The organism is Sporosarcina sp. P19, assembly GCF_002743165.1.
In the GTDB taxonomy this organism is placed as follows: Bacteria; Bacillota; Bacilli; order Bacillales_A; family Planococcaceae; genus Sporosarcina; species Sporosarcina ureae.
In genome coordinates, this window is the sequence record NZ_PDYR01000001.1 from 334,213 (window position 1) to 357,806 (window position 23,594).

At 39.9% G+C, this 23,594-nt stretch carries 26 protein-coding genes; all 26 read left to right on the forward strand.

Annotated elements, in window-relative coordinates:
• Positions 1–11: 11 nt before the first annotated feature.
• Positions 12–374 (forward strand): response regulator, encoded by a 363-nt coding sequence (locus CSV74_RS01655; RefSeq protein WP_029053197.1) that lies wholly within the window; start codon positions 12–14, stop codon positions 372–374.
• Between the two features lie 9 nt (positions 375–383).
• The gene (locus tag CSV74_RS01660; RefSeq protein ID WP_029053196.1) at positions 384–1,052 is read left to right on the forward strand and encodes a flagellar biosynthetic protein FliO; all 669 of its coding nucleotides are present in this window, start codon (positions 384–386) and stop codon (positions 1,050–1,052) included.
• Positions 1,045–1,710 (forward strand): flagellar type III secretion system pore protein FliP, encoded by a 666-nt coding sequence (fliP, locus tag CSV74_RS01665; protein ID WP_029053195.1) that lies wholly within the window; start codon positions 1,045–1,047, stop codon positions 1,708–1,710. Before CSV74_RS01660 ends, fliP begins: the two co-directional genes overlap by 8 nt.
• Positions 1,711–1,722: 12 nt before the next feature.
• Positions 1,723–1,992, forward strand: a complete 270-nt coding sequence (fliQ, locus tag CSV74_RS01670) for a flagellar biosynthesis protein FliQ (RefSeq protein WP_083035439.1) — start codon at positions 1,723–1,725, stop codon at positions 1,990–1,992.
• Between the two features lie 4 nt (positions 1,993–1,996).
• Entirely contained in the window at positions 1,997–2,773 is a 777-nt protein-coding gene (gene fliR / locus CSV74_RS01675; RefSeq protein ID WP_099690348.1) for a flagellar biosynthetic protein FliR, read from the forward strand.
• A complete protein-coding gene (flhB, locus tag CSV74_RS01680) occupies positions 2,766–3,857 on the forward strand; it encodes a flagellar biosynthesis protein FlhB (protein ID WP_029053192.1) in 1,092 nt (363 codons plus the stop codon). Before fliR ends, flhB begins: the two co-directional genes overlap by 8 nt.
• Before the next feature lie 24 nt (positions 3,858–3,881).
• Positions 3,882–5,912 carry a flagellar biosynthesis protein FlhA gene (gene flhA, locus CSV74_RS01685; protein WP_099669383.1) on the forward strand — a complete coding sequence of 677 codons (2,031 nt, stop codon included), beginning with the start codon at positions 3,882–3,884 and terminating at the stop codon, positions 5,910–5,912.
• Positions 5,912–7,024: a flagellar biosynthesis GTPase FlhF gene (gene flhF / locus CSV74_RS01690; RefSeq protein ID WP_099690349.1), complete on the forward strand. Its 1,113-nt coding sequence runs from the start codon at positions 5,912–5,914 to the stop codon at positions 7,022–7,024. Before flhA ends, flhF begins: the two co-directional genes overlap by 1 nt.
• The gene (locus CSV74_RS01695; protein WP_099690350.1) at positions 7,017–7,883 is read left to right on the forward strand and encodes a MinD/ParA family protein; all 867 of its coding nucleotides are present in this window, start codon (positions 7,017–7,019) and stop codon (positions 7,881–7,883) included. The genes flhF and CSV74_RS01695 overlap by 8 nt, the downstream gene beginning before the upstream one ends.
• Position 7,884: 1 nt before the next feature.
• Positions 7,885–9,015 (forward strand): protein-glutamate methylesterase/protein-glutamine glutaminase, encoded by a 1,131-nt coding sequence (locus CSV74_RS01700; protein ID WP_099690351.1) that lies wholly within the window; start codon positions 7,885–7,887, stop codon positions 9,013–9,015.
• Between the two features lie 15 nt (positions 9,016–9,030).
• On the forward strand, positions 9,031–11,100 hold the full coding sequence (locus CSV74_RS01705; protein WP_099690352.1) for a chemotaxis protein CheA: 2,070 nt from the start codon (positions 9,031–9,033) through the stop codon (positions 11,098–11,100).
• A gap of 13 nt (positions 11,101–11,113) precedes the next feature.
• A complete protein-coding gene (locus CSV74_RS01710) occupies positions 11,114–11,581 on the forward strand; it encodes a chemotaxis protein CheW (RefSeq protein ID WP_099669378.1) in 468 nt (155 codons plus the stop codon).
• A complete protein-coding gene (locus CSV74_RS01715) occupies positions 11,571–12,203 on the forward strand; it encodes a chemotaxis protein CheC (RefSeq protein ID WP_029053186.1) in 633 nt (210 codons plus the stop codon). Before CSV74_RS01710 ends, CSV74_RS01715 begins: the two co-directional genes overlap by 11 nt.
• Entirely contained in the window at positions 12,204–12,698 is a 495-nt protein-coding gene (locus tag CSV74_RS01720; protein ID WP_029053185.1) for a chemotaxis protein CheD, read from the forward strand.
• Between the two features lie 116 nt (positions 12,699–12,814).
• Positions 12,815–13,591: a FliA/WhiG family RNA polymerase sigma factor gene (locus CSV74_RS01725; RefSeq protein ID WP_099690353.1), complete on the forward strand. Its 777-nt coding sequence runs from the start codon at positions 12,815–12,817 to the stop codon at positions 13,589–13,591.
• Positions 13,588–13,884, forward strand: coding sequence for an RNA polymerase subunit sigma (locus tag CSV74_RS16850; RefSeq protein WP_233190726.1), 297 nt, complete (start codon positions 13,588–13,590; stop codon positions 13,882–13,884). The genes CSV74_RS01725 and CSV74_RS16850 overlap by 4 nt, the downstream gene beginning before the upstream one ends.
• A gap of 4 nt (positions 13,885–13,888) precedes the next feature.
• Entirely contained in the window at positions 13,889–14,401 is a 513-nt protein-coding gene (locus CSV74_RS01735) for a helix-turn-helix domain-containing protein (protein WP_099690354.1), read from the forward strand.
• A 154-nt stretch (positions 14,402–14,555) separates the two neighbouring features.
• The gene (rpsB, locus tag CSV74_RS01740) at positions 14,556–15,293 is read left to right on the forward strand and encodes a 30S ribosomal protein S2 (protein WP_029053181.1); all 738 of its coding nucleotides are present in this window, start codon (positions 14,556–14,558) and stop codon (positions 15,291–15,293) included.
• Between the two features lie 98 nt (positions 15,294–15,391).
• Positions 15,392–16,279, forward strand: coding sequence for a translation elongation factor Ts (gene tsf / locus CSV74_RS01745; protein ID WP_099690355.1), 888 nt, complete (start codon positions 15,392–15,394; stop codon positions 16,277–16,279).
• Positions 16,280–16,358: 79 nt separating this feature from the next.
• Complete coding sequence (pyrH, locus tag CSV74_RS01750) at positions 16,359–17,087, forward strand: UMP kinase (protein ID WP_029053179.1); 729 nt, start codon at positions 16,359–16,361, stop codon at positions 17,085–17,087.
• The gene (frr, locus tag CSV74_RS01755) at positions 17,084–17,641 is read left to right on the forward strand and encodes a ribosome recycling factor (RefSeq protein ID WP_099669375.1); all 558 of its coding nucleotides are present in this window, start codon (positions 17,084–17,086) and stop codon (positions 17,639–17,641) included. The genes pyrH and frr overlap by 4 nt, the downstream gene beginning before the upstream one ends.
• A 132-nt stretch (positions 17,642–17,773) precedes the next feature.
• Positions 17,774–18,565 (forward strand): undecaprenyl pyrophosphate synthase, encoded by a 792-nt coding sequence (locus CSV74_RS01760; protein WP_029053177.1) that lies wholly within the window; start codon positions 17,774–17,776, stop codon positions 18,563–18,565.
• The gene (locus CSV74_RS01765; RefSeq protein WP_099690356.1) at positions 18,562–19,356 is read left to right on the forward strand and encodes a phosphatidate cytidylyltransferase; all 795 of its coding nucleotides are present in this window, start codon (positions 18,562–18,564) and stop codon (positions 19,354–19,356) included. The genes CSV74_RS01760 and CSV74_RS01765 overlap by 4 nt, the downstream gene beginning before the upstream one ends.
• A gap of 19 nt (positions 19,357–19,375) precedes the next feature.
• Complete coding sequence (gene dxr / locus CSV74_RS01770) at positions 19,376–20,530, forward strand: 1-deoxy-D-xylulose-5-phosphate reductoisomerase (protein WP_099690357.1); 1,155 nt, start codon at positions 19,376–19,378, stop codon at positions 20,528–20,530.
• A gap of 36 nt (positions 20,531–20,566) precedes the next feature.
• Entirely contained in the window at positions 20,567–21,826 is a 1,260-nt protein-coding gene (gene rseP / locus CSV74_RS01775) for an RIP metalloprotease RseP (protein WP_099690358.1), read from the forward strand.
• Between the two features lie 18 nt (positions 21,827–21,844).
• Positions 21,845–23,539: a proline--tRNA ligase gene (locus CSV74_RS01780; protein ID WP_029053173.1), complete on the forward strand. Its 1,695-nt coding sequence runs from the start codon at positions 21,845–21,847 to the stop codon at positions 23,537–23,539.
• Positions 23,540–23,594 lie beyond the last annotated feature (55 nt).

Below are 23,594 nucleotides of genomic sequence, written 5' to 3' on the forward strand. Positions count from 1 at the left end.
AGGGATTATGAATGGGAAAACGAATTTTGGTAGTAGATGACGCGGCATTTATGCGCATGATGATCAAGGATATTTTAACAAAGAATGATTATGAAGTAGTGGGAGAGGCAGCAGACGGTGCTCAAGCCGTCGAAAAGTATAATGAACTGAAGCCAGACTTGGTAACAATGGATATCACGATGCCTGAAATGGACGGCATTGCTGCGCTGAAAGCAATTAAAAGTACACATCCATCTGCAACTATCATCATGTGTTCCGCAATGGGACAACAAGCAATGGTAATCGATGCAATTCAAGCCGGAGCAAAAGACTTTATCGTTAAGCCATTCCAGGCGGACCGTGTGATTGAAGCGATCGACAAAGCGTTGAGCTAACTGTAAATTATGAATGTAAAACGAGTAATCCAATGTGTACTACTACTCATTCTATGTTTTGCCATCATGCCATTTGCTTATGCAGAAACAGATCCTGACGTCAGCGTATCAGACTGTATTGGAAAAGGTAAAAACTGCGAAGAAAAAGCACCAGTTGCAGAGAATAATAATCAAAATTTAGTGCCTAGTACTGAATTGGACGAGCCTAAAGGTCCTACAGTAAAAGACTATATCCGAACTATTTTTGCGTTTGTATTTGTAATCGGTTTACTCGTGTGGTTACTACGTTTCATGAACAAACGTAATAGAAATTTCGACTCCAATCGACTGATGACGAATATGGGCGGAGTTCCGTTAGGTCAAAATAAATCTATTCAACTAGTGAAAATGGGTAATCATTATTTTGTGGTCGGTGTTGGAGAAAATGTACAGCTGCTACGGGAAATAGAAGATCCAGATGAAATTGCTGAGTTACTTGCACGTTATGATCAAGGAAATGATATTCAGAAGGGTATATTTTCACAACTATACTCACGATTTTTCTCAAAGGCAGAGCATTCTGCTTCAGAACAAGCTACATTCAGTCAATTGTTTTCTTCCAAAATGGATGAAATCAAAGCTGATCGTAAAGAACAGTTAAAACGTTTAAATCGGAAGGAGAGCGACCGCGATGGTTGATTTTCTGGACACATTTTCTGACAGTGATCCCACCAATGTCTCTACTTCCATTAAGATGTTGCTATTACTTACGGTATTGTCACTTGCACCTGCAATTTTAATCCTGATGACTTCGTTTGCCAGGATTATTATTGTTTTGTCATTTGTACGGACAGCGCTAGCTACGCAACAAATGCCTCCCAACCAAGTGTTGGTTGGATTAGCATTATTTCTAACATTCTTCATCATGTCGCCTGTGTTATCTCAAGTGAACGAGGAGGCGTTAACACCATTGTTTGATGAAGAAATCAGTTTGGACGAAGCATACGAGCGGGCAAGCGTACCATTTAAAGAATTTATGAGTCAACATACAAGGCAGAAAGATTTAGAATTATTCATGCGCTATAACCAGATGGAGCGACCAGATACGATTGAAGATATTCCGCTTACGATGATGGTACCTGCGTTTGCCCTCAGTGAAATTAAGACAGCGTTTCAAATGGGTTTTATGATTTTTATTCCCTTTCTCGTGATCGATATGATTGTTGCCAGTGTGCTCATGTCTATGGGTATGATGATGCTTCCGCCGGTAATGATTTCCTTACCGTTCAAGATTTTGTTATTTGTACTAGTTGACGGTTGGTATCTCATTATCCAGTCATTGCTACAAAGCTTTTAGGGAGGAATTTGAATGACGAGTGAATTTGTTATATCCATTGCAGAACGTTCAGTTTGGGTTATTCTCCTTGCATCAGGACCTCTCCTAATTGTAGCTTTAGTGACAGGGCTTGCCGTAAGTATTTTTCAGGCAACTACACAAATTCAAGAACAAACTTTGGCATTCGTACCGAAAATTGTAGCGGTTATGGTTGCTATCATATTTTTTGGGCCTTGGATGTTATCGTATGTTACCAATTATGCGAGCGAAATTTTTTCTAATCTTTCCAGGTATATCGGGTGATTAAATGAATGAACTGATTCCGTCCTTACCTGCATTTTTACTTATCCTAACTCGTGTTACCTCTTTCTTCGTAACACTGCCATTATTCTCATACAAGACCATTCCAGCTACACAACGGTTACTGTTCGGGGCAATATTGGCCTGGATGATGTCTTATTCTATTACAATGCCTGAACTGGAAATCAATGGCCAATACATATTACTTGTACTTAAAGAAGCGGTAGTCGGCTTATCAATCGGCATTGCCGCTTTTATTATAATGTCGGCTATTCAAGTGGCTGGTGGGTTGATTGACTTTCAGATGGGATTTGCCATTGCGAACGTCATAGATCCGCAAACAGGTGCACAGTCTCCATTGCTTGGACAATTTCTTAATTCACTGGCGATGTTATTATTACTAGTAGTTAATGGACATCATTTGCTATTAGATGGAATATTTTACAGTTATGAGTTTGTACCAATTACAGCTATGTGGCCTCCTTTTGGTAGTCCAAACATGGCAGGATTTATTGTCTTGACGTTTGCAAAATCTTTTGCAATTGCATTTCAAATGGCGATTCCAGTCGTAGCCACATTATTTCTAGTCGATTTAGCACTTGGTATAACGGCACGTGCTGTACCACAACTGAATATTTTTGTTGTTGGGTTTCCAATTAAGATTGGGGTCAGTTTCTTGGTAATCGTGACGATGTCCAGTGTCTTCATCATCGTAATGAAGAAAATTTTTGAAGTCATGATTGTGACAATGAGAAGTCTAATGATTCTGCTCGGAGGTGGCTGACTTGTTACTAAGGCTAGATTTACAATTTTTTGCCGGTGAGAAGACAGAAAAAGCTACTCCGAAAAAACGAGAAGATTCCAGAAAGAAAGGGCAAGTACTAAAGAGTCAAGACGTAACGGCTGCGATTGTACTCCTTTCAATTTTTATATTTATGTTCTTTGCTGCAGGTTTTATCCGGGATAATTTCTTTGTTTTTTTTCGAGAATCTTTTACGCACTTTATTCCAATAAAATCCATGGATCAAGAACAGGTCATGTTAGTATACATAAGCGTTATTAAACAAATGGCTATCATTTTATTGCCAATTATGTTGATCGCAGTTATTGCGAGTATCGCAGCCAACTTGCTACAATTTGGTCTCTTATTCACTGCAGAGACGTTAAAGTTTGATTTAAAGAAAATTGATCCAATCAAAGGGTTAAAACGAATTTTTTCTATTCGTGCAATAGTAGAGTTATTGAAATCCATATTAAAAATTTCTTTTATTGGAACCGTTACAACACTTATTATATGGAGCAATTTGGGACAAGTGCTCGACTTGGCTTTTAGAACACCACAAGTAACACTGGTGACTGTAGCGAAATTAGTCGGAATGATGGGGATTATTGCCTCATTGGTGTTATTGTTCATATCCATTTTGGATTTTCTTTATCAGAAATTTGATTATGAAAAAAATCTTAAAATGTCTAAACAAGATATTAAAGATGAAAGTAAGAATATGGACGGTGATCCGTTGATCAAATCGCGTATTAGACAGCGTCAGCGTGAAATGGCGATGCGTCGGATGATGCAAGAGATACCGGAAGCGGATGTAGTGATCACCAATCCTACACATTTTGCTATTGCGTTGAAGTACGATGAAGATCAAATGGATTCACCAATCGTTGTTGGAAAAGGTGCAGATTTTGTCGCACAAAAAATTAAAATGATTGCCGCTGAGCACGATATTGTCATGGTAGAAAATCGACCTCTAGCACGTGCTATGTATGACGAAGTAGAGATTGGAGATCGAATACCTGAACAGTTCTTTAAAGCAATCGCAGAAATTTTAGCCTATGTATATCGAATTCAAAAGAAAATATAAGTTATATAAGAAAGTAGGGATGGCATGCAGTTTAAAGATATAGGAGTACTCGCGGCGGTTATTATGATCATTGCGATGCTTGTCATCCCGTTACCACCTTGGTTATTAAGTTTCTTGATTATTATCAATATCACACTTGGGTTAATGGTTTTACTAACTGCTATGAATATGCAGGAAGCACTACAATTCTCGATCTTTCCCTCGCTATTATTATTACTCACATTATTCCGTCTAGGACTTAACGTTTCTACAACACGTGCGATTCTGTCGGAAGGTAATGCAGGTGGAGTAGTTGACACATTTGGTACATTCGTTACCGGTGGAAATATTATTGTGGGACTAGTAGTTTTTGTTATTTTGATTATCATTCAGTTTATTGTAATAACGAAAGGTTCGGAGCGTGTTTCCGAAGTTGCAGCACGTTTTACGCTTGATGCAATGCCGGGTAAGCAAATGAGTATTGATGCTGACTTAAACGCAGGAATGATTTCCGATATAGAAGCCCGCACTCGTCGTGAAAAAGTAAGTAACGAAGCCGATTTCTATGGTGCAATGGACGGTGCGACAAAATTCGTTAAAGGGGATGCCATTGCCGGGATTATCATCGTTATGATCAACTTATTGGTCGGTATGATTATTGGTGTCGTGCAGATGGGGTTGCCGTTTGCGGAAGCAGCACTTCAATTCTCTACACTTACTGTCGGGGATGGAATTGTTTCTCAAATACCAGCCCTGTTAATTTCAACGGCGACAGGTATCGTAGTTACACGTGCTGCATCAGAGGGAAACTTAGGTACGGACATAACGAATCAGTTACTAGGACAGCCTAAATTACTTTATGTAGCATCCATTACCGTTCTATTATTAGGTCTGGCCACGCCGATTAATGATGTATTAACCATTCCGATTGCAGGTGCACTCGCAATGGGTGCGTTTATGATGTCACGTAAAGAAGATGAAGATCCAGATGAATTATTAGAGATGGAAGAAAATGTAGAAACTGAAGGATTAAAAAGACCTGAAAATGTTGTGGACCTCCTGAATGTTGACCCCATTGAGTTTGAATTCGGTTATGGTCTCATTCCACTTGTAGATGCAACGCAAGGTGGAGATTTGCTGGATCGAGTGGTTATGATTCGTCGTCAGTTGGCGATAGAACTTGGACTCGTCATTCCAGTTGTTCGTATCCGGGATAATATCCAATTACAACCAAATGAATATCGTATCAAAATTAAAGGGAATGAAATGGCTAGGGGAGAATTATTGTTAGATCATTATCTAGCTATGAGTCCTGGGGGCGAAGATTTAATAGAGGGAATAGATACTGTAGAGCCTTCGTTTGGATTGCCAGCGAAATGGATTACTGAAGAAGCGAAAGAAGATGCAGAAATTATGGGCTACACAGTCGTGGATCCACCAAGTGTTGTATCTACACATTTGACTGAAGTCATTCGTGCTAATGCATCCGATTTACTCGGACGTCAGGAAACCAAGCAATTAGTAGATCACGTACACGAAACATATCCGATTTTGGTTGATGAACTTACACCGACTCCATTATCTATTGGCGAGATACAAAAAGTGCTTGCTAAATTATTGAACGAACAAGTTTCCGTCCGCAATTTACCGATCATTTTTGAGACGCTTGCAGATTATTCAAAGTACACGTCTGATGTGGATGTACTGACAGAATACGCCCGACAATCACTGGCACGGCAGATTACTGGTCAATTTGTTGTAGGTAATGGGGCGTTAAAAGTACTAACAGTCTCTGGGAAAGTAGAGAAACTCATTGCTGATAGTATCCAACAGACTGAACAGGGGAACTTTCTTTCCATTGATCCATCACAATCGCAACTAATCTTGGAACGAATTGCGCAAGAAGTCGAACGGGTAGCTATGCTGGACCAATCACCTGTAATTTTATGTTCACCTGCTATTCGTATGTACTTACGTCAAATTACGGAGCGGTATTTCCCACAGATACCTATACTCTCTTATAATGAATTGGAAGCATCAGTGGAAGTCCAAAGTGTAGGGGTGGTGGATATTTAATGAAAATGAAAAAGTATACAGCATCTACTATGGTCGAAGCTATGGCGAAAGTCCGTGAAGATTTTGGAGACGATGCCGTCATTCTAAGTTCAAACGTTACGAAAACAAAAGGATTTTTGGGCCTTTTTCGTAAACGTTCAGTAGAAGTGGTTGCAAGTTATGATAAAACGAATGCTGAGCGTACATATGAATCACAAGTCCGTTCTGTGCAAGCTGTTGCAGAACCGGAGTCTGTTGAACGTATACAACGAGAAATGCGGGAGATTAAGCAAATGCTGAAAGATATACAACCAGTTGATCAGACATTTGAAAAGTATCCTGATGAACTACTACCTATATTGAAGAAGTTACAGATGCAAGGTCTGGCAAGCGAATATATCACTGAAATTGGCAATCTAGTGTTCAATCGAATGAAGCAAGATAAGATCGATTTTACTAATGAACAGCAAATGGAATTGATTAGAACGTGGTTCAGTGATCGTCTTCGCAACATACCTTTCGGCGGAATCTCATATGAGAAAAAGTTTATTAATGTACTAGGCCCGACTGGTGTGGGGAAAACAACGACTATTGCGAAAATCGCCGCACGTGCATTATTGGAAGAAAAAAAGAAAGTCGGTTTTATTACGACCGATACGTACCGAATTGCGGCAATCGAACAATTACGAACATACGCCAATTTACTTCAGGCACCAGTCGAAATTGCTTATAACGAACAAGACTTCTGCACCGCAATCGAAAAGTTAAAAGATCTTGATCTCATATTTATCGATACAGCAGGACGAAATTATAAAGAAGCAAAATATGTCGATGATTTATCGAAACTCATTGATTTTTCATTAGATATGGAAACGTTTCTTGTGTTATCTACTACGTCAAAGGAACAGGATATGGACACTATCATTGGACAATTTGATAAGTTTCCAATCAAAAAATTCATATTTACCAAAACCGATGAAACCAATTCAGTCGGGTCGATTATTAATCTGATGCTGAAATACGATTTAGGGATGGCATACTTCACCGATGGACAAGAAGTACCTGAGGACTTGACAGAAGCCAGCTTGGAGAAGATATTGGATCTTCTATTAGCAGGTGATTCAAATGCATGATCAGGCGGAAGCATTGCGACTAAAAATGATGAAAAGTCAACGACCAGTGGCTCGCGCAATTGCCATCGTCAGTGGTAAAGGCGGGGTAGGCAAATCGAACTTTACTGCTAATTTCGCATATGCACTCGTTGCGAAAGGCAAAAAAGTATTAATTGTAGACATGGATATCGGAATGGGTAATATTCATATATTATTTGGCGCTACACCAACGTATCATCTAAAAGATTATTTGACTAATCAGCAACAATTACAGAATGTCGTGACACCAATTGAAGAAAATCTTGCATTTATTGCGGGCGGATCTGGACTAGAAAGTGTGGTTGAGTGGTCGGACATAATGTTTGAACGACTAATTGAGGCATTCTCTGTTTTGCAGATGGAATATGATGTCATATTATTCGATATGGGAGCAGGAGCAACGAAGAGTTCAATTGATTTGATTTTAGCGATGGATGAGATTGTTTTAATTGCGACACCGGAGCCTACTTCTATCACGGATGCATATTCGATGATTAAGTTCATCTGTCTTCAAGATGCGAGCAAAACTATTAATATAGTCAGTAACCGTGTTCTAAAGGAGCAAGATGGACGTGATTCCGTGGCACGTCTTCAGCTAGCTATGCGAAAATTTTTATCCGTAGATACTAGTGTTTTAGGGTTTTTACCGGACGACATTCATGTACGCAATGCGGTAATCGCTCAAGTTCCTTTCGTCAAATTATATCCAAGTGCAAAAGTTAGCAAGCGAATGCTAGCGATTGCGGACACATTTATTCACGGCAACAAACCGTGCACCTCTATTGAAACCTCTGGATTCTTAGATAAAATTAAAGGTGTTTTTCTGAAGGGGCGTGTGTAGTTTGATCATCACAAAGAAAAAACGAGTTCTCGTTGTAGATGACTCGGCTTTTATGCGGAAGTTAATTTCTGATATGTTGAATAAACACCCCATGATGGAAGTGATCGGCATTGCTAGAAATGGCAAAGACGCAGTGGAAAAAGTACGTGATCTTCAACCAGATGTCATTACGATGGACATTGAAATGCCTGTAATGAATGGACTGGAAGCTTTAAAGTTCATTATGGATCAAATGCCGATCCCTGTAGTGATATTATCAAGTACGACAAAACATAATACAGAAAATGCAGTTCTGGCGATAGAATACGGCGCTGTCGACGTGATAGCAAAACCTGGTGGTGCTATTTCATTAAATCTTCATGAGATCGAAAAAGAAATTGTGGAGAAAGTATTTGCAGCATCAAATGTAGTCATTCAAACATTGACGCGACAAATAACACCAATTCAAAAGCGTCATACAGCAACGACAGGCAGACAAAACATAGAGAATGAAAGCAGAAAAGCTCCAATAATTCCTGTGAAAACAGTAAACATACCTAAAAAAAAGACACTTATTGCTAAGAAGTTTGTTATAATAGGTACATCGACCGGTGGACCAAGGGCCTTGCAAGAAGTTATTACAAGGTTTCCAGCAGAATTTCCATATCCAATTCTAATTGTCCAGCATATGCCACCTGGATTTACTAAATCTTTGGCCGAACGACTGAATGGTCTGAGTGAGATTACAGTTAAAGAAGCTGAACACGGAGAACCGATCGAAAATGGGACAGCTTATATCGCGCCAGGCGGCTTGCATTTGAAGTTTGAGAAATTTGGAATGGGTTATCAAGTTGTTTTGGACGGAGACGAAGCGCCGCGTTCTGGACATCGCCCGGCAGTAAACGTGTTATTAGAATCAGCATCAACACATAAAGAACTAGAATATATTACGGCGATCATGACAGGCATGGGATATGACGGCAAAGAAGGTATGGAATTATTACGTGCTTCATGTAAGACGATTACTATAGCGGAATCCAAAAACACGTCCGTTGTATATGGAATGCCCAAAGCGATAATTGATGCAGGTCTTTGCGACGAAATTAAAGATGTACAACAGATCGCCAAAGCAATAATTGGAAATTTGAAGTAACTAGGGGGCTTTACAATGGATGTAAGTCAGTATTTGGACATGTTCATCGAAGAGAGTAAAGAACACTTGCAAGCTTGTAGCGAACAGTTGCTGGCACTAGAGAATAATCCAGATGATCTGGCAATTGTCAATGAAGTTTTTAGAGCGGCACATACGCTTAAAGGAATGTCAGCGACAATGGGATATGAGGACATTGCAAATTTAACACATAAAATGGAGAATGTCCTAGATGCAATTCGAAACTCGAAGATCAGTGTTACAACAGAAATTTTAGATGTGGTATTTGAAGCAGTCGATGATCTCGAACTAATGGTACAAGACATCGAATCAGATGGTGACGGAAAAAAAGATGTCAGTAAGTTAGTGGACACTCTTAATCGGATTGAAGCTGGACAACCACTTGATTTAGCAACTGAACCTGCAGCAACAAATGAGGAAGCTTTAATTGAAGTCGTAACTTCGACGGGAATTCATTATGATGAGTTTGAGTTGACGGTTATTTCTCAATCTGCTGAGCAAGGCTTTAATGCATTAGAGATCACAGTTATACTACGTGATGATTGTTTATTGAAAGTAGCTCGGGTATTCATGACATTTGAAATCTTGGAAAAGTCAGGCGAAGTTATCAAAACGATTCCTACAGTAGAACAATTAGAAAATGAGGATTTCGATCAGAAGTTTACGATTGTGTTATTGACTCAAGAAGACGCCGAAGATTTAAAGGCAAAAGTACTGAAAGTTTCTGAAATAGAAGATGTACATATTACACACATCACAGATGAGTATGTGCAGAAATATAAGCAAGCCCCATTGAATAATAGTGATGCTGAACTGGAAGTTATAGATACAACCAGTATTCCTGTTGCTAAAGCTATGACAACTAAAGAAGCACCTAAGGAAACTATTAAAACTAAAAAGGCGACATCTTCCAATTCCAATAAAACCATCCGGGTAAATATTGATCGACTCGATATTTTGATGAACTTATTTGAAGAGCTTGTCATTGACCGTGGTCGCCTTCAGTCGATTGCCAGTGAATTGCATAACCCTGAATTGAATGAATCCGTAGAAAGAATGACACGGGTATCAGGTGACTTACAAAACATTATTTTAAATATGCGAATGGTACCTGTCGAAACAGTCTTCAATAGATTTCCAAAAATGGTTCGGCAATTAGCACGTGACCTCAATAAGAAAATCGATTTGGAAATTATCGGAGCTGAGACAGAGTTGGATCGTACCGTAATTGATGAAATTGGAGATCCACTCGTTCATTTGATTCGGAATGCTCTGGATCACGGTATCGAAATGCCAGAAGAACGGATTGCGAATGGCAAGCCGGAAATTGGAACTGTAACATTACGTGCCTATCATTCGGGTAACCATGTATTTATCGAGCTCGAAGATGATGGAGCGGGTGTAAACCGTGAACGCGTAGTAGGTAAAGCAATTGAACGGGGTATTGTTAGTCGGGAAGCTGCCGATTCATTGACGAATAAACAAGTAGCCGAATTGATATTAGCTTCAGGGTTTTCAACTGCGGCTTCTATTACGGATGTATCAGGTCGAGGTGTCGGTCTAGATGTAGTGAAAAACACAATCGAATCTCTTGGCGGACATATTTCTATTGATTCCACTGAAGGAAAAGGTTCGTTATTCCAGGTGCAGTTACCTCTTACTCTATCTATTATTTCGGTAATGTTAGTAGAGTTGGATAAGGAAATTTACGCCATCCCTTTGTCGTCCATAATTGAAACTGCCATTATTCAAAAGGCAGATATCTTAAATGCCCACAATCAGCCAGTGATCGATTTCCGTGGAACAATTGTGCCGTTGGTGGACTTAAAAGATATATTTGAAATGAAGAATAGAAGTAATGATGAAGATGAGTTCCAATCGATTGTAATTGTTCGTAAGGGTGAAAGTTTAGCTGGTTTAGTCGTAGATTCATTTATTGGTCAACAGGAAATTGTACTGAAATCACTCGGCGAATATTTACAGAGTGTCTTTGCGATATCTGGTGCTACGATTTTAGGAAATGGTCAAGTAGCATTAATTATTGACTGTAATGCATTGATTAAATAATCGAGGTGGAGACATGACAAAAGCAACAGAAGTAAGCGACATGAAAGTGATCGTCTTCCAATTGATGAATAAAGAATATGCAATTGGCCTTGACGTAGTAGAATCTATCGAGAAATCACTATCGATTACACGTGTTCCCCGTATGCCTTCTTATGTCAAAGGAGTGTTAAATTTACGTGGGGTAGTGACGCCGGTAGTGGACTTACGTGAACGATTTGATATGGAATATAAAGAGTTTGATGAGACGAGTTGCATTATTATCGTTTCGCATGCGGGTTCAGAAGTCGGGTTAATTGTAGATGATGCGAATGACGTGATGGATGTTCCGACAAGTGCAATAGGCCCTCAACCGGAAGTAGTGGGATCTGTCGAGTCCGAATTCATTTCAGGCGTGGCGAAAGTAGGGAAGCGTTTGTTGGTCATGCTGAATTTGGAAAAAGTCCTACAACCGATCAAGAAGGGGAATGCGGATGAATTCTAAAAACGACATCACCGAAATGCACCTGGATGTCTTAAAGGAAATTGGGAATATTGGAGCAGCACACGCTGCAACGTCACTATCTCAGTTGCTAGGTCAGAAAATTGACATGCGTGTACCTAAAGTTGAACTGGTTACATTTGATGAAATGTTTGATTTAGCCGGTGGTACGGAAAAAGTAGTGGCGGGTATTTTTCTCCGTATCGATGGAGATTTGACCGGCACGATGTTTTTCGTACTGACTATTGAATCGGCTACACAATTTATTCGCAAATTGACAGGGGACGTAGCGTTTACATTTACCGATGTAGAGGATTTGGGTATGGGAGCTTCTGCATTACAAGAGTTGGGAAACATCCTGTCAGGTTCTTACCTATCCGCGCTTTCTGATTTTACTTCATTAAATATATATCCAACCGTACCTTCATTAAGTATAGATATGGTGGGTGCTATTGTGAGCTTTGGCCTGATCGAAGTATCTCAATACAGTGATGAAGTCATCGTCATTGAGACGGAAATTTTACAAGCAGGGAAACAAGGTGTTTCGAGCTTAGCTGGCCACTTCTTTTTGTTACCCGATCCGCCGTCTTATCGCACGATATTCAGTTCGTTGGGTGTCTTATAGATGGCAAGCGTTCAAACAGTAGTGCGTGTAGGGATTGCAGATATGAACATTGCAAAATCTCCTCAAACGATTCGCACATCAGGACTGGGATCGTGTGTTGGTGTAGTACTGTATGATTCTTCGAAGAAAATAGCAGGCATGGTTCATGTCATGTTACCTGACAGTGAGTTGGGTAAATCGACAAAACTGAACGTGGCGAAATTCGCAGATACGGGCATCCATGCTATGTTGGAGTTATTAAAATCAGAAGGAGTTAGACCTTTCAGTATTAAAGCGAAAATTGCTGGCGGTGCGCAAATGTTTCAGTTCGGTTCAAATGATACAATCCGTATCGGTCCGCGTAATGTAGAAGCGGTAAAAAAAGAATTAAAAAGATATTCGATTCCAATTGTTGCAGAAGATACAGGTGGATCGAGTGGTCGTACAATTGAATTTGATCCAGATACGAGTACCCTGTATATTCGCACCGTCAATGCTGGAACGCAGGAAATTTAACAGTATGAACGATGGCGGCTAATGCATTAGTCGCCTTTATCTATTGTAATTTGTTATACTTATACATAAAGAGATAAAATCGGTAGAAGGAACCTGACGGGAAAGGCGTGAATTCGATGACAAATCAAGATGTAACTGAACGGCATCAGTGGAAGTTATGGATTGAAAACCGTGATCCTGATGCAGGTGATACGTTAGTTCGAATGTATACACCGCTTGTGAATTATCATGTTCAACGAATCAGTGCTGGACTGCCGAAAAACGTATCACGTGATGAAATCAAATCTCTTGGCTACCAAGGGCTTTTCGATGCATTAACAAAATTTGACCCATCGCGTGACTTGAAATTTGACACATATGCATCATTTCGGATTCGAGGTACAATTATAGACGGTTTGCGAAAAGAAGATTGGTTATCACGCTCTTCGAGAGAAAAAACTAAAAAAATGGATGAAGAAATTAGTAAGCTCGAACAAACCTACTTGCGAACGGTGACTCCTGAAGAAGTAGCAGATCATTTAGGTATTACAACTGATCAAGTTTATCAAACTGTGCATGAGCAGTATTTTGCCAATGTACTGTCCATTGATGAAAAAATGAATGATGACGATGACCAAGATCAGACTTTTGTATTGCAGGACGAACAAACGAAAACCCCAGAACAACAAGCTGTTAAAGGTGAATTGATTGAAGAATTGATAATGAAAATCAAAGAGCTAAATGAAAATGAACAATTGGTACTTAGTTTGTTTTATCAAGAAGACATGACGCTGACGGAAATCGGAGAAATATTAAGTCTCTCTACGTCTAGGATCTCACAAATACATTCAAAAGCATTATTTAAGTTACGGTCGCTACTAGCGGCTGAAATTACGGATGGAGGGATTTTATGAGTTTGAAAGCTATCGAACTTCAAATTGCTATCCCGAAAACATTTGAGGCAGGTAAAATAGCGGAGCAAAAGCAGCAACAGTCTCAACTTGCTCAGGACGTTGCCAATATGCAAACAGAAAAGCAGACGCTAAACAGCCGAGAAACGGTTATGAAATCTGATCCTTATGCAAAGTTGGATGGAGATGGTCGGCAACCTGACGATGAGTCTCAACGACATCTGGAAAAAATAGAGAAAGAACAGCAGCAAGCCAAGCACCCGTTTAAAGGTTCGTTTGTTGATTACAGCGGGTAATATCATGGGGATTTTACTAGCTCTCTTATTCATCTTACAAATCATTGGATTTATGGTCATGACATTGCTGTACTTAAAAATATCGAAATTCAATAATCTGGAGAAAAAGCAACAACAGCTTATGAAAGAAATGGATCAATCCGTATTAGCTTACTTAGGAGAAATCAAAGAAGAAAACGATCGTTTGATTCATGAACTGAATCAACGAACGGAATATCAAATGAAACACACTTCAAACTTAGAGCCAAAAGAGCAGTCAGTATCAGAAGGTTTTGAAGTGCCTGATCCACAACCGAAGCCACATCCGGTTCCTGTACATTTTGCTTTACGTTCTTATCAGAAGACGCTTGAAATCGAAAAGAATGAAAAAGAAACGAAACCAGTAATCCAACCTAAACCACTTGACGATAGACAGATAGCGAAACAGCTTTATGCGGAAGGTACATCAATAGTGGATATTGCAAGAGAGTTGAAAAAAGGTAAGACAGAAATCGAATTGTTGTTAAAGTTTGAGTGAAATTAAACACAGTAGTTGCAAACAACGTAGGATTGTGTTAATTTAATAGATGGTATTACTACACACGCGTGCGGATGAATGAGTGGGTGCCATTATGGTCACTTATTCGCTGGAAGTACGCGGAGGATAAAAAAACCAATAGGAGGAATTAAACATGTCAGTAATCTCAATGAAACAATTGCTAGAAGCTGGTGTACATTTCGGACACCAAACACGTCGTTGGAACCCAAAAATGAAGAAATATATCTTCGTGGAGCGTAACGGCATCTACATCATCGACCTTCAAAAAACGGTCAAAAAATTGGAGGAAGCTTACAACTTCATGCGCCAAGTCGGTGCTGATGGTGGTAAAGTTCTTTTCGTAGGTACGAAGAAACAAGCACAAGAAGCTATCAAAGAAGAAGCAGAGCGTGCTGGAATGTACTACATCAACCAACGTTGGTTGGGTGGAACATTGACTAACTTCGGTACTATTCAAAAGCGTGTAGCACGTATGAAAGCTATTGAGAAAATGGAAGAGGATGGCACGTTTGACGTACTTCCTAAAAAAGAAGTTTCTCAATTAAATAAAGAACACGAACGTCTTGTGAAATTCCTAGGCGGTATCCGTGACATGAAAGGCTTGCCAGATGTAATCTTTATCGTGGATCCACGTAAAGAGCGTATCGCGGTAGCTGAAGCAATCAAATTGAATATTCCACTCGTTGGAATCGTTGATACTAACTGTGATCCGGACGAAATCGATTATGTCATTCCTGCGAACGACGATGCAATCCGCGCAGTACGTTTACTTACAAGCAAAATGGCAGATGCTTTGATTGAATCCCGTCAAGGTGAAGACGACGAAGTAGCTGAAACAGTAAACGAAACAGCAACTGTTACTGCAGACTGAAATGAGTAAATGATGAGACGATAAGTGGCGTACCCCTTATCGTCTCTTTTTAAAGCAATAAGCAACTTCAAATGATATTTAATAGGAGGAATTGTCAAATGGCAACAATTACAGCCCAAATGGTTAAAGAACTTCGTGAAAAAACAGGCGCAGGTATGATGGACTGCAAAAAAGCATTGACTAAAGTAGATGGAGATATGGACGCAGCAATGGAATTTATGCGTGAGAAAGGTCTTTCAAGTGCAGCGAAGAAAGCTGATCGTATTGCAGCTGAAGGTGTCGCAAACATTTTAATTCAAGGTAACGAAGCAGTTATTCTTGAAGTGAATGCTGAGACAGACTTCGTAGCGAAAAACGAAGGCTTCCAAACACTTGTTAAGGAAATTTCTGAGTTCTTACTTGCTACGAAACCTGCTTCAGTAGAAGAAGCTAACGTAGCGAAATTAGAAAATGGTTTAACTGTGTCTGAACATATTTCAAACGCAGTAGCTAAAATTGGAGAGAAAATTACTCTTCGTCGTTTTGAAATCCGTGAGAAGACAGATCAAGATGCTTTCGGTCCATACCTACACATGGGTGGGCGAATTGCAGTGTTGACTGTTCTTGAAGGTTCAACAGATTCTGATGCAGCAAAAGATGTAGCAATGCATATCGCAGCAATGAACCCGAAATACATTTCACGTGACGAAGTATCTGCTGACGAAGTGGAAAAAGAGCGTAACATTTTGACTGAGCAAGCTTTGAATGAAGGCAAGCCAGAAAACATCGTAGCGAAAATGGTAGAAGGACGTCTAGGTAAATACTTCGAGGAAATCTGTGTCTTAGATCAAGCTTTCGTTAAGAATTCTGATCAAAAGGTTCGCGATTTCGTGAAGACAACTGGCGGAACATTAGTAGAGTTTATTCGTTATGAAGTAGGCGAAGGTATTGAAAAGCGTGAAGACAACTTTGCTGACGAAGTAATGAGCCAAGTAAAAGGTAACTAAGTATAATCCAATCGTACAGAGGGGCACATCCATCATGTGTTCCTCTTTTTTGAGAATAGGAAATTGCAGGAGGGCCAACATGAGTATTCCAATATATAAACGCATCGTGTTAAAATTGAGTGGAGAAGCATTAGCTGGAGAACAAGGCTACGGATTGTCTCCGGAGGTTGTTAAATCGGTTGCAAGCCAAGTGGAAGAGTTAGTAGAGCTTGGTGTAGAAGTAGCAGTAGTAGTAGGTGGCGGTAACATTTGGCGAGGGAAAGTCGGAAGTGAAATGGGAATGGACCGTACAACAGCTGACTACATGGGAATGCTTGCAACGGTTATGAACTCTCTTGCTCTTCAAGATGCTCTTGAAAAACTAGGAACAGAAACTCGAGTCATGTCTTCTATTGACATGAGACAAGTTGCTGAACCTTACATACGCCGGAAAGCAATTCGTCATCTAGAAAAAAAGCGTGTCGTAATATTTGCAGCAGGAACTGGTAACCCTTATTTTTCTACAGATACAACAGCCGCTTTACGTGCTGCTGAAATCGAAGCGGATGTCATTTTAATGGCGAAGAACAACGTAGACGGTGTGTATTCGGCCGATCCGATGAAAGATTCAACAGCTACAAAATACTTAGAACTGTCCTATCTTGAAGTGATAAGTCAAGGGCTTGAAGTAATGGATTCGACTGCTTCGACTCTATGTATGGACAATGATATCCCACTCGTAGTATTCTCAATTATGGATAATGGTAATATTAAAAAAGCCGTACTTGGTGATGAAATCGGGACGGTCGTCAGGAGGAATAAGCAATGACAAAAGAAGTGATGAATCAGACGAAAGAACGTATGGATAAAGCACATAGCGCCTATTCAAGACAATTGGCATCTATCCGTGCTGGAAGAGCTAACGCGAGCTTATTAGACAGAATTTCCGTTATATATTACGGAGCTCCTACGCCACTAAATCAAATGGCTGGAATCTCGGTGCCTGAGCCACGTTTGTTAGTCGTTCAACCATATGATAAGACTACAATCAGTGAAATCGAAAAGGCTATCATGAAATCAGATATCGGTATTACGCCTTCTAATGATGGATCAGTTATTCGTCTTGCTGTACCTGCACTTACAGAAGAACGCCGTAAAGAATTGGTGAAAGATGTAAAACGTGAAGCGGAAGATGCAAAAGTAGCGATACGAAATGTCCGCCGCGACAGCAATGAAGACTTGAAGAAACTTGAAAAAGATGCAGAAATTACTGAAGATGAGTTACGCCGTTATAACGAACAAGTACAAAAGCTGACGGATGAGTTTATCGAAAAGATCGATCAAACAGCAAAAGATAAAGAAAACGAAATCTTGGAAATCTGAGTACAGAACTTTCTATAAGGAGGAGCGTCCTACTTTTAGGACGCTCTTTTCTTTCTTTTGCATGCTATTTACCATGCAATTTGGTAGGATAGTCAGTAGGAGTATCCGAATAGAGCCAAGTGGGGGAACGCTATGCTTAAAAAACTAATGCGAAAAAAAACGGCAGACATTCAGTTGTTAGACGAACGGATGGAAGCTGTTAAAAATAGACAAATTCCTAACCATGTGGCGATTATCATGGATGGAAACGGAAGATGGGCGAAGCAACGTAAAATGCCACGAATTGCTGGTCATCACGAAGGAATGAAGACTGTTCGTCAGATCACCAATTTTGCAAACGCTATGGGTGTGAAAGCACTCACTCTTTACGCGTTTTCTACTGAAAACTGGAAGAGGCCTAGGATAGAAATTGACTTTTTGATGAATCTTCCGGGCGAGTTCCTCAATACGTATTTACCTGAGCTAATGGAAAAAGGTATCAAAGTAGAGATGATAGGAGATATGGATGCACTTCCGAGTCATACAAAGAATGCGATTATGAAAGCAATAGAGCAAACTAAAGATAACAAAGGTTTGGTTTTGAATTTTGCGATGAATTATGGAAGTAGAGTGGAACTAGTTCATGCAATGAAAGAATTGGCAGAAGAAGTGGCTGCTGGAACATTAAAAGTGGATGAAGTGAATGAAAGTTCCATTGGTTCCAAACTAATGACCGCGCACTTACCAGACCCCGACTTACTGATTCGCACAAGCGGCGAAGTGCGCCTGTCTAATTTTATGCTATGGCAACTAGCCTATGCAGAATTCATTTTCACGGATGTATTATGGCCAGATTACGATGAAGACTGCTTTTTACAGGCAATTGAAGTTTTCCAAAAAAGGGATCGACGCTTTGGAAGCTTGGAAGGAGATCAGAAAAGATGAAGCAAAGAATCATCACCGCAATTGTAGCTCTTGCATTTTTTGTGCCGTTAATTATCGTCGGTGGATTGCCATTTATTATGATGATTTTTGCAATATCTACGATTGGCTTATACGAACTACTACGCATGCGTAATATGTCCATTTTTTCTGTCGGTGGATTTATCTCTTGGTTACTACTACTCGTCATTTTACTTCCATCTAGATGGACAGAACAGGTAGAAAGCGCTATGAGATTAGAGAAACTTGAAATGATCTATGTATTGATATTATTGTTATTGGTTTATACTGTAGTAATGAAAAATAAATGGACATTCGAAGATATTGCTTTCAGTGCAATTAGTGCGCTGTATGTTGGTATTGGATTCTATTATTTAATTGAAACTCGTTTATTTGGTTTAGAGTACATAGGCTATGCGTTACTTATCATCTGGTCAACAGATTCGGGTGCGTATTTTGTCGGACGTAAAATTGGTAAACGAAAACTCTGGCCGGATATCTCACCTAATAAAACGATTGAAGGATTTATTGGGGGGATAATTTCTGCGATCGTGATTACGCTAATTTTTAATATGTTTTTCCCTATCGCTACGTCATACGTGTCATTCATTATCATAACAATAGTGGCATCTATTGTAGGTCAAATGGGAGACTTAGTTGAATCTGCACTGAAACGTTTCTATAACGTAAAAGATTCAGGAAAGCTGTTGCCTGGTCATGGTGGTATTATGGACCGATTTGACAGCTTACTATTTGTACTCCCATTGCTTCATTTTGTTCAATTCATAGGATAATGGAAAGGAAGTTCAGAATATGAAGAAAATCAATTTGCTTGGTGCTACGGGTTCTATAGGTACTCAGACATTAAGCATTATTGCGGCTCATCCTGATCGCTTTGAATTAACGGCAATGTCGGCAGGAAGAAACATTCAAAAAGTAAGTGAAATCATTACAAGATTTCATCCGAAATTAGTTTCTGTTTTGAAAGAAGCTGACGCTGTGCGCTTACAAAATGAGTTTCCTGAAGTTCAATTTGTTCATGGCGACGAAGGACTTATTGAAGCGGCGGTTGGAATGGAAGCAGACATTTTGCTGAACTCGGTCATCGGCAGTGTAGGACTGAGACCGACACTCGCTGCGATTAAAGCCGGCATGACGATTGCTATAGCTAATAAAGAAACGCTGGTAGCTGCAGGGAATTTAGTCATGGAAGCGGCACAACGTTATAATGTTCCACTTGTTCCAGTAGACAGTGAACACTCTGCATTATTCCAGTCATTAAATGGTGAGAATCAGAAACGTATCACAAACTTGATATTAACAGCATCCGGTGGGAGTTTTAGGGACTATACGCGAGATCAACTTCAGAACGTAACAGTGGAACAAGCACTCGCCCATCCCAACTGGTCGATGGGTAATAAATTAACTATTGATTCGGCAACGATGATGAACAAAGGGTTAGAAGTGATAGAAGCACATCATTTATTTGCGATGCCATATGATCAGATAGAATGTCTACTACATAAAGAAAGTATTATCCACTCGATGGTGGAATTTGAAGATACAAGCGTCATGGCACAACTAGGTTCACCTGATATGCGTGTTCCGATTCAATACGCACTAACATATCCGGATCGTATTCCAATGGCTGATGCTAAACGTCTTCGTCTTGATGAAATCGGCAAATTACATTTTGAAAAAATGGATTATGAACGATTTAAAGCCTTGTCACTTGCATATGATGCAGGTAGGGAAGGGGGCACTATGCCTACAGCGATGAATGCGGCCAATGAAGTGGCGGTTCAACTGTTCATGGAAGGTCATATTTCCTTCATGCAAATTGAAGAAATTATCGAACAGATGATGCAGCAACATCAAACTATTCAAAATCCTAATTTGGAAGAAATTTTGGAGACAGATCGCGATACGCGAAAAAGAGTCTATGGTATAGTTAAGTATAAAGATTAATTTCAGGCTGTTACAGCCGGTGAAGGTGGTTACTGAATGGAAACGGTTATTGCGTTTATAGTAATATTCGGGACACTTGTAGCATTTCATGAGTTTGGCCATTTCTTGTTTGCTAAGAAGGCTGGCATCATGGTTCGAGAGTTCGCTATCGGAATGGGACCTAAAATTTTAGCCGTTCGTAAAGGTGAAACGCAATACACAATCCGCCTGTTACCTTTAGGAGGATATGTACGGATGGCTGGTGAAGATTTCGATACAGTCGAATTACAGCCAGGTTACCGCGTAGGTTTATTATTGAATGCTCAAGACGAAATAGAAAAGATTTACTTGAATCGAAATGTTTCCAATCCGAATATTTTAAACGTGGAAGTAGAGAAGTCGGATCTAGACAAAGAATTATATATTGAAGGATATGATGAAGATGGACAATTGGTTCATCTAAAAATCTCCAGAACGGCTATGATCATCGAAAAAGGGCAAGAGACATTAATTGCTCCCTACGATCGTCAGTTTGAATCCAAGTCATTGGGGAGCAGGGCGTTGGCAATATTTGCAGGACCGCTGTTCAATTTCATCTTGGCATTTTTCATATTCCTAGCTCTTGGGTTAATGAATGGCGTACCAACCAATGAACCGATCATCTCAGAAGTGAAACCGAATACGCCTGCAGAGATGGCTGGAATGAAAAAAGATGACTTAGTCACAGCAGTTGACGGTAAGTCAATTGATTCTTGGCTGAAGTTTTCTGAAGCGATTCAAAAAAGTGCCGGAGTTCCGATGTCTATAGAAGTTGATCGAGCAGGTAAGCAAGTAATTTTAGACGTAGTACCTGATACAGTGGAAGATGCGGGACAGGAATTCGGTCAAATTGGTGTGATGTATTCAAGTCCATTGGAAAAAGGATTTATTAAATCCATAGTGTTCGGTGCCGAACAAACATACACGTGGACTGTGAAGATCTTTGAATTATTAGGTATGCTAGTTACAGGTCAGTTCACAATAGACGCGTTGTCTGGTCCTGTAGGTATCTATAAAGCGACAGAAGAGGTCGCTCAACACGGCATTTTCAATTTAATGAATTGGGGCGCTGTGCTAAGTATTAATCTAGGGATCATGAACTTACTGCCATTACCTGCATTAGACGGCGGAAGGCTGTTGTTCTTCCTATTTGAAGGCTTACGGGGTAAACCGATTGATAAACAAAAAGAAGGCATGGTGCATTTTGTAGGTATCATGTTATTAATGGTTTTGATGCTTGTTGTGACATGGAATGATATACAACGATTTTTCTTCTAAAAAAGGTGGATGTATATGATGAAACAATCGAAAACATTTATACCCACAATGCGTGAAAATCCATCCGATATAGAGATGCGTTCACATCAATTGTTGTTGCGCGCAGGTTATATCCGACAGAATGCCAATGGTGTTTACACATATTTAACTCTTGCACAAAGAGTGTTCAGAAAAATTGAAGCGATAATCCGTCAAGAAATGGAAGCCATTGAAGGGATAGAAATTTCTTTACCGGCATTGCAAAGCTCGAGTATTTTAAAAGAAACCGAACGGTGGGATTCATACGGTAAGGAAATGTTCCACGTCGCTGACAGACAGACCAATCAATTGGCATTGAGTTCGAGTGATGAAGAAGCGATCATTGACTTACTGCGTGATGAAGTTCGATCGTATAAAAAGTTACCATTAACTATATTTCAAATCAAAACAAAATTTCGCGACGAAATAAAACCGCGTGCTGGTTTACTTCATAGCAGAGAATTCATAAGAAAAGACGCCTACTCATTCCATTCAACGGAAGAGAGTTTAGATGAAAAGTATTTGGAAGTCATGCAAGCATACACCAATATGTTAACCCGTCTCGGTATGCATTTCCGCATGGTGATATCGGATGGTGGAACAGGTTCTCATGAGTTCATAGCGTTAACTGAAAACGGGGAAGACCGAATTGCATATAGCGATAGTTCTTCCTACGCTGCAAATATGGAGTTTGCTGAAGTTCACGTAGATTACGAAACACCAAAAGAAAAACAGTTGGAGATGATAAAAATCTCCACTCCGAATCAACGTACTATTGAAGATCTTGCTTCATTTTTATCCGTTAATCCTGAGCGTATTATCAAATCATTGGTGTATAAAGTGGACAATGATTTTGTCATGGTAGTATGTCGAGGCGATCATTGTGTAAATGAATATAAATTGAAGCGTTTTTTAAACGTAAAACATATGGAGCTGGCAACAGGACAACAAATTGAAGAATTACTAGGCTGTCATACCGGTTCGATCGGTCCTGTGAAACTACCGATTGGTGTAAGGGTATATGCAGATCATGCAGTCAAAGCAATGGTCAACGTAGTGGCAGGAGCAAACATTGACGACTATCACTTATTGAACGTCAATCCGGAACGTGATTTTGCTATTGATGATTATGTGGATATCCGTTTCGTTCAAGAAGGAGATGCTTCTCCTGACGGAATGGGTACGATTAAATTCACTGAAGGAATAGGTGTAGGTCATCTCCGTAAACTTGGTACCATTTTCAGTGAGCAGATGAAAGGAACATTCCTCAATGAACATGGCAGAACAAAGCCTTTCATTATGGGAAGTTATAGCCTAGGAATCTCTCGTTTACTGGCTACAATAGCCGAGCAGTTCAATGATGAAAAAGGCTTGAAGTGGCCGAAGCATTTAGCACCATTCGATATTCATATGATTACAATGAATGTCAAGGATGAGGTTCAAACGCAGCTGGCTGATGAGTTATATGCAGTTCTAGAGTCTTATCGATACGATGTGTTGTATGACGATCGTGCTGAACGAGCGGGCGTGAAATTCGCTGATGCTGACTTGATCGGTTTGCCAGTCCGCATTATAATTGGTAAGAGAGCTAACGAGGGAATTGTGGAAGTAATGTACCGCCACAGTGGTGAATCAATAGATTGGCAAAAGGAAGAAGTGTTGGAAAAGCTTCAATCCTTCTTTAGTGCAGATTAATCCAAGAAGGGGAGTCCGTTAACGGTACTTCCCTTTTTTTCGCGATAGAACGGAG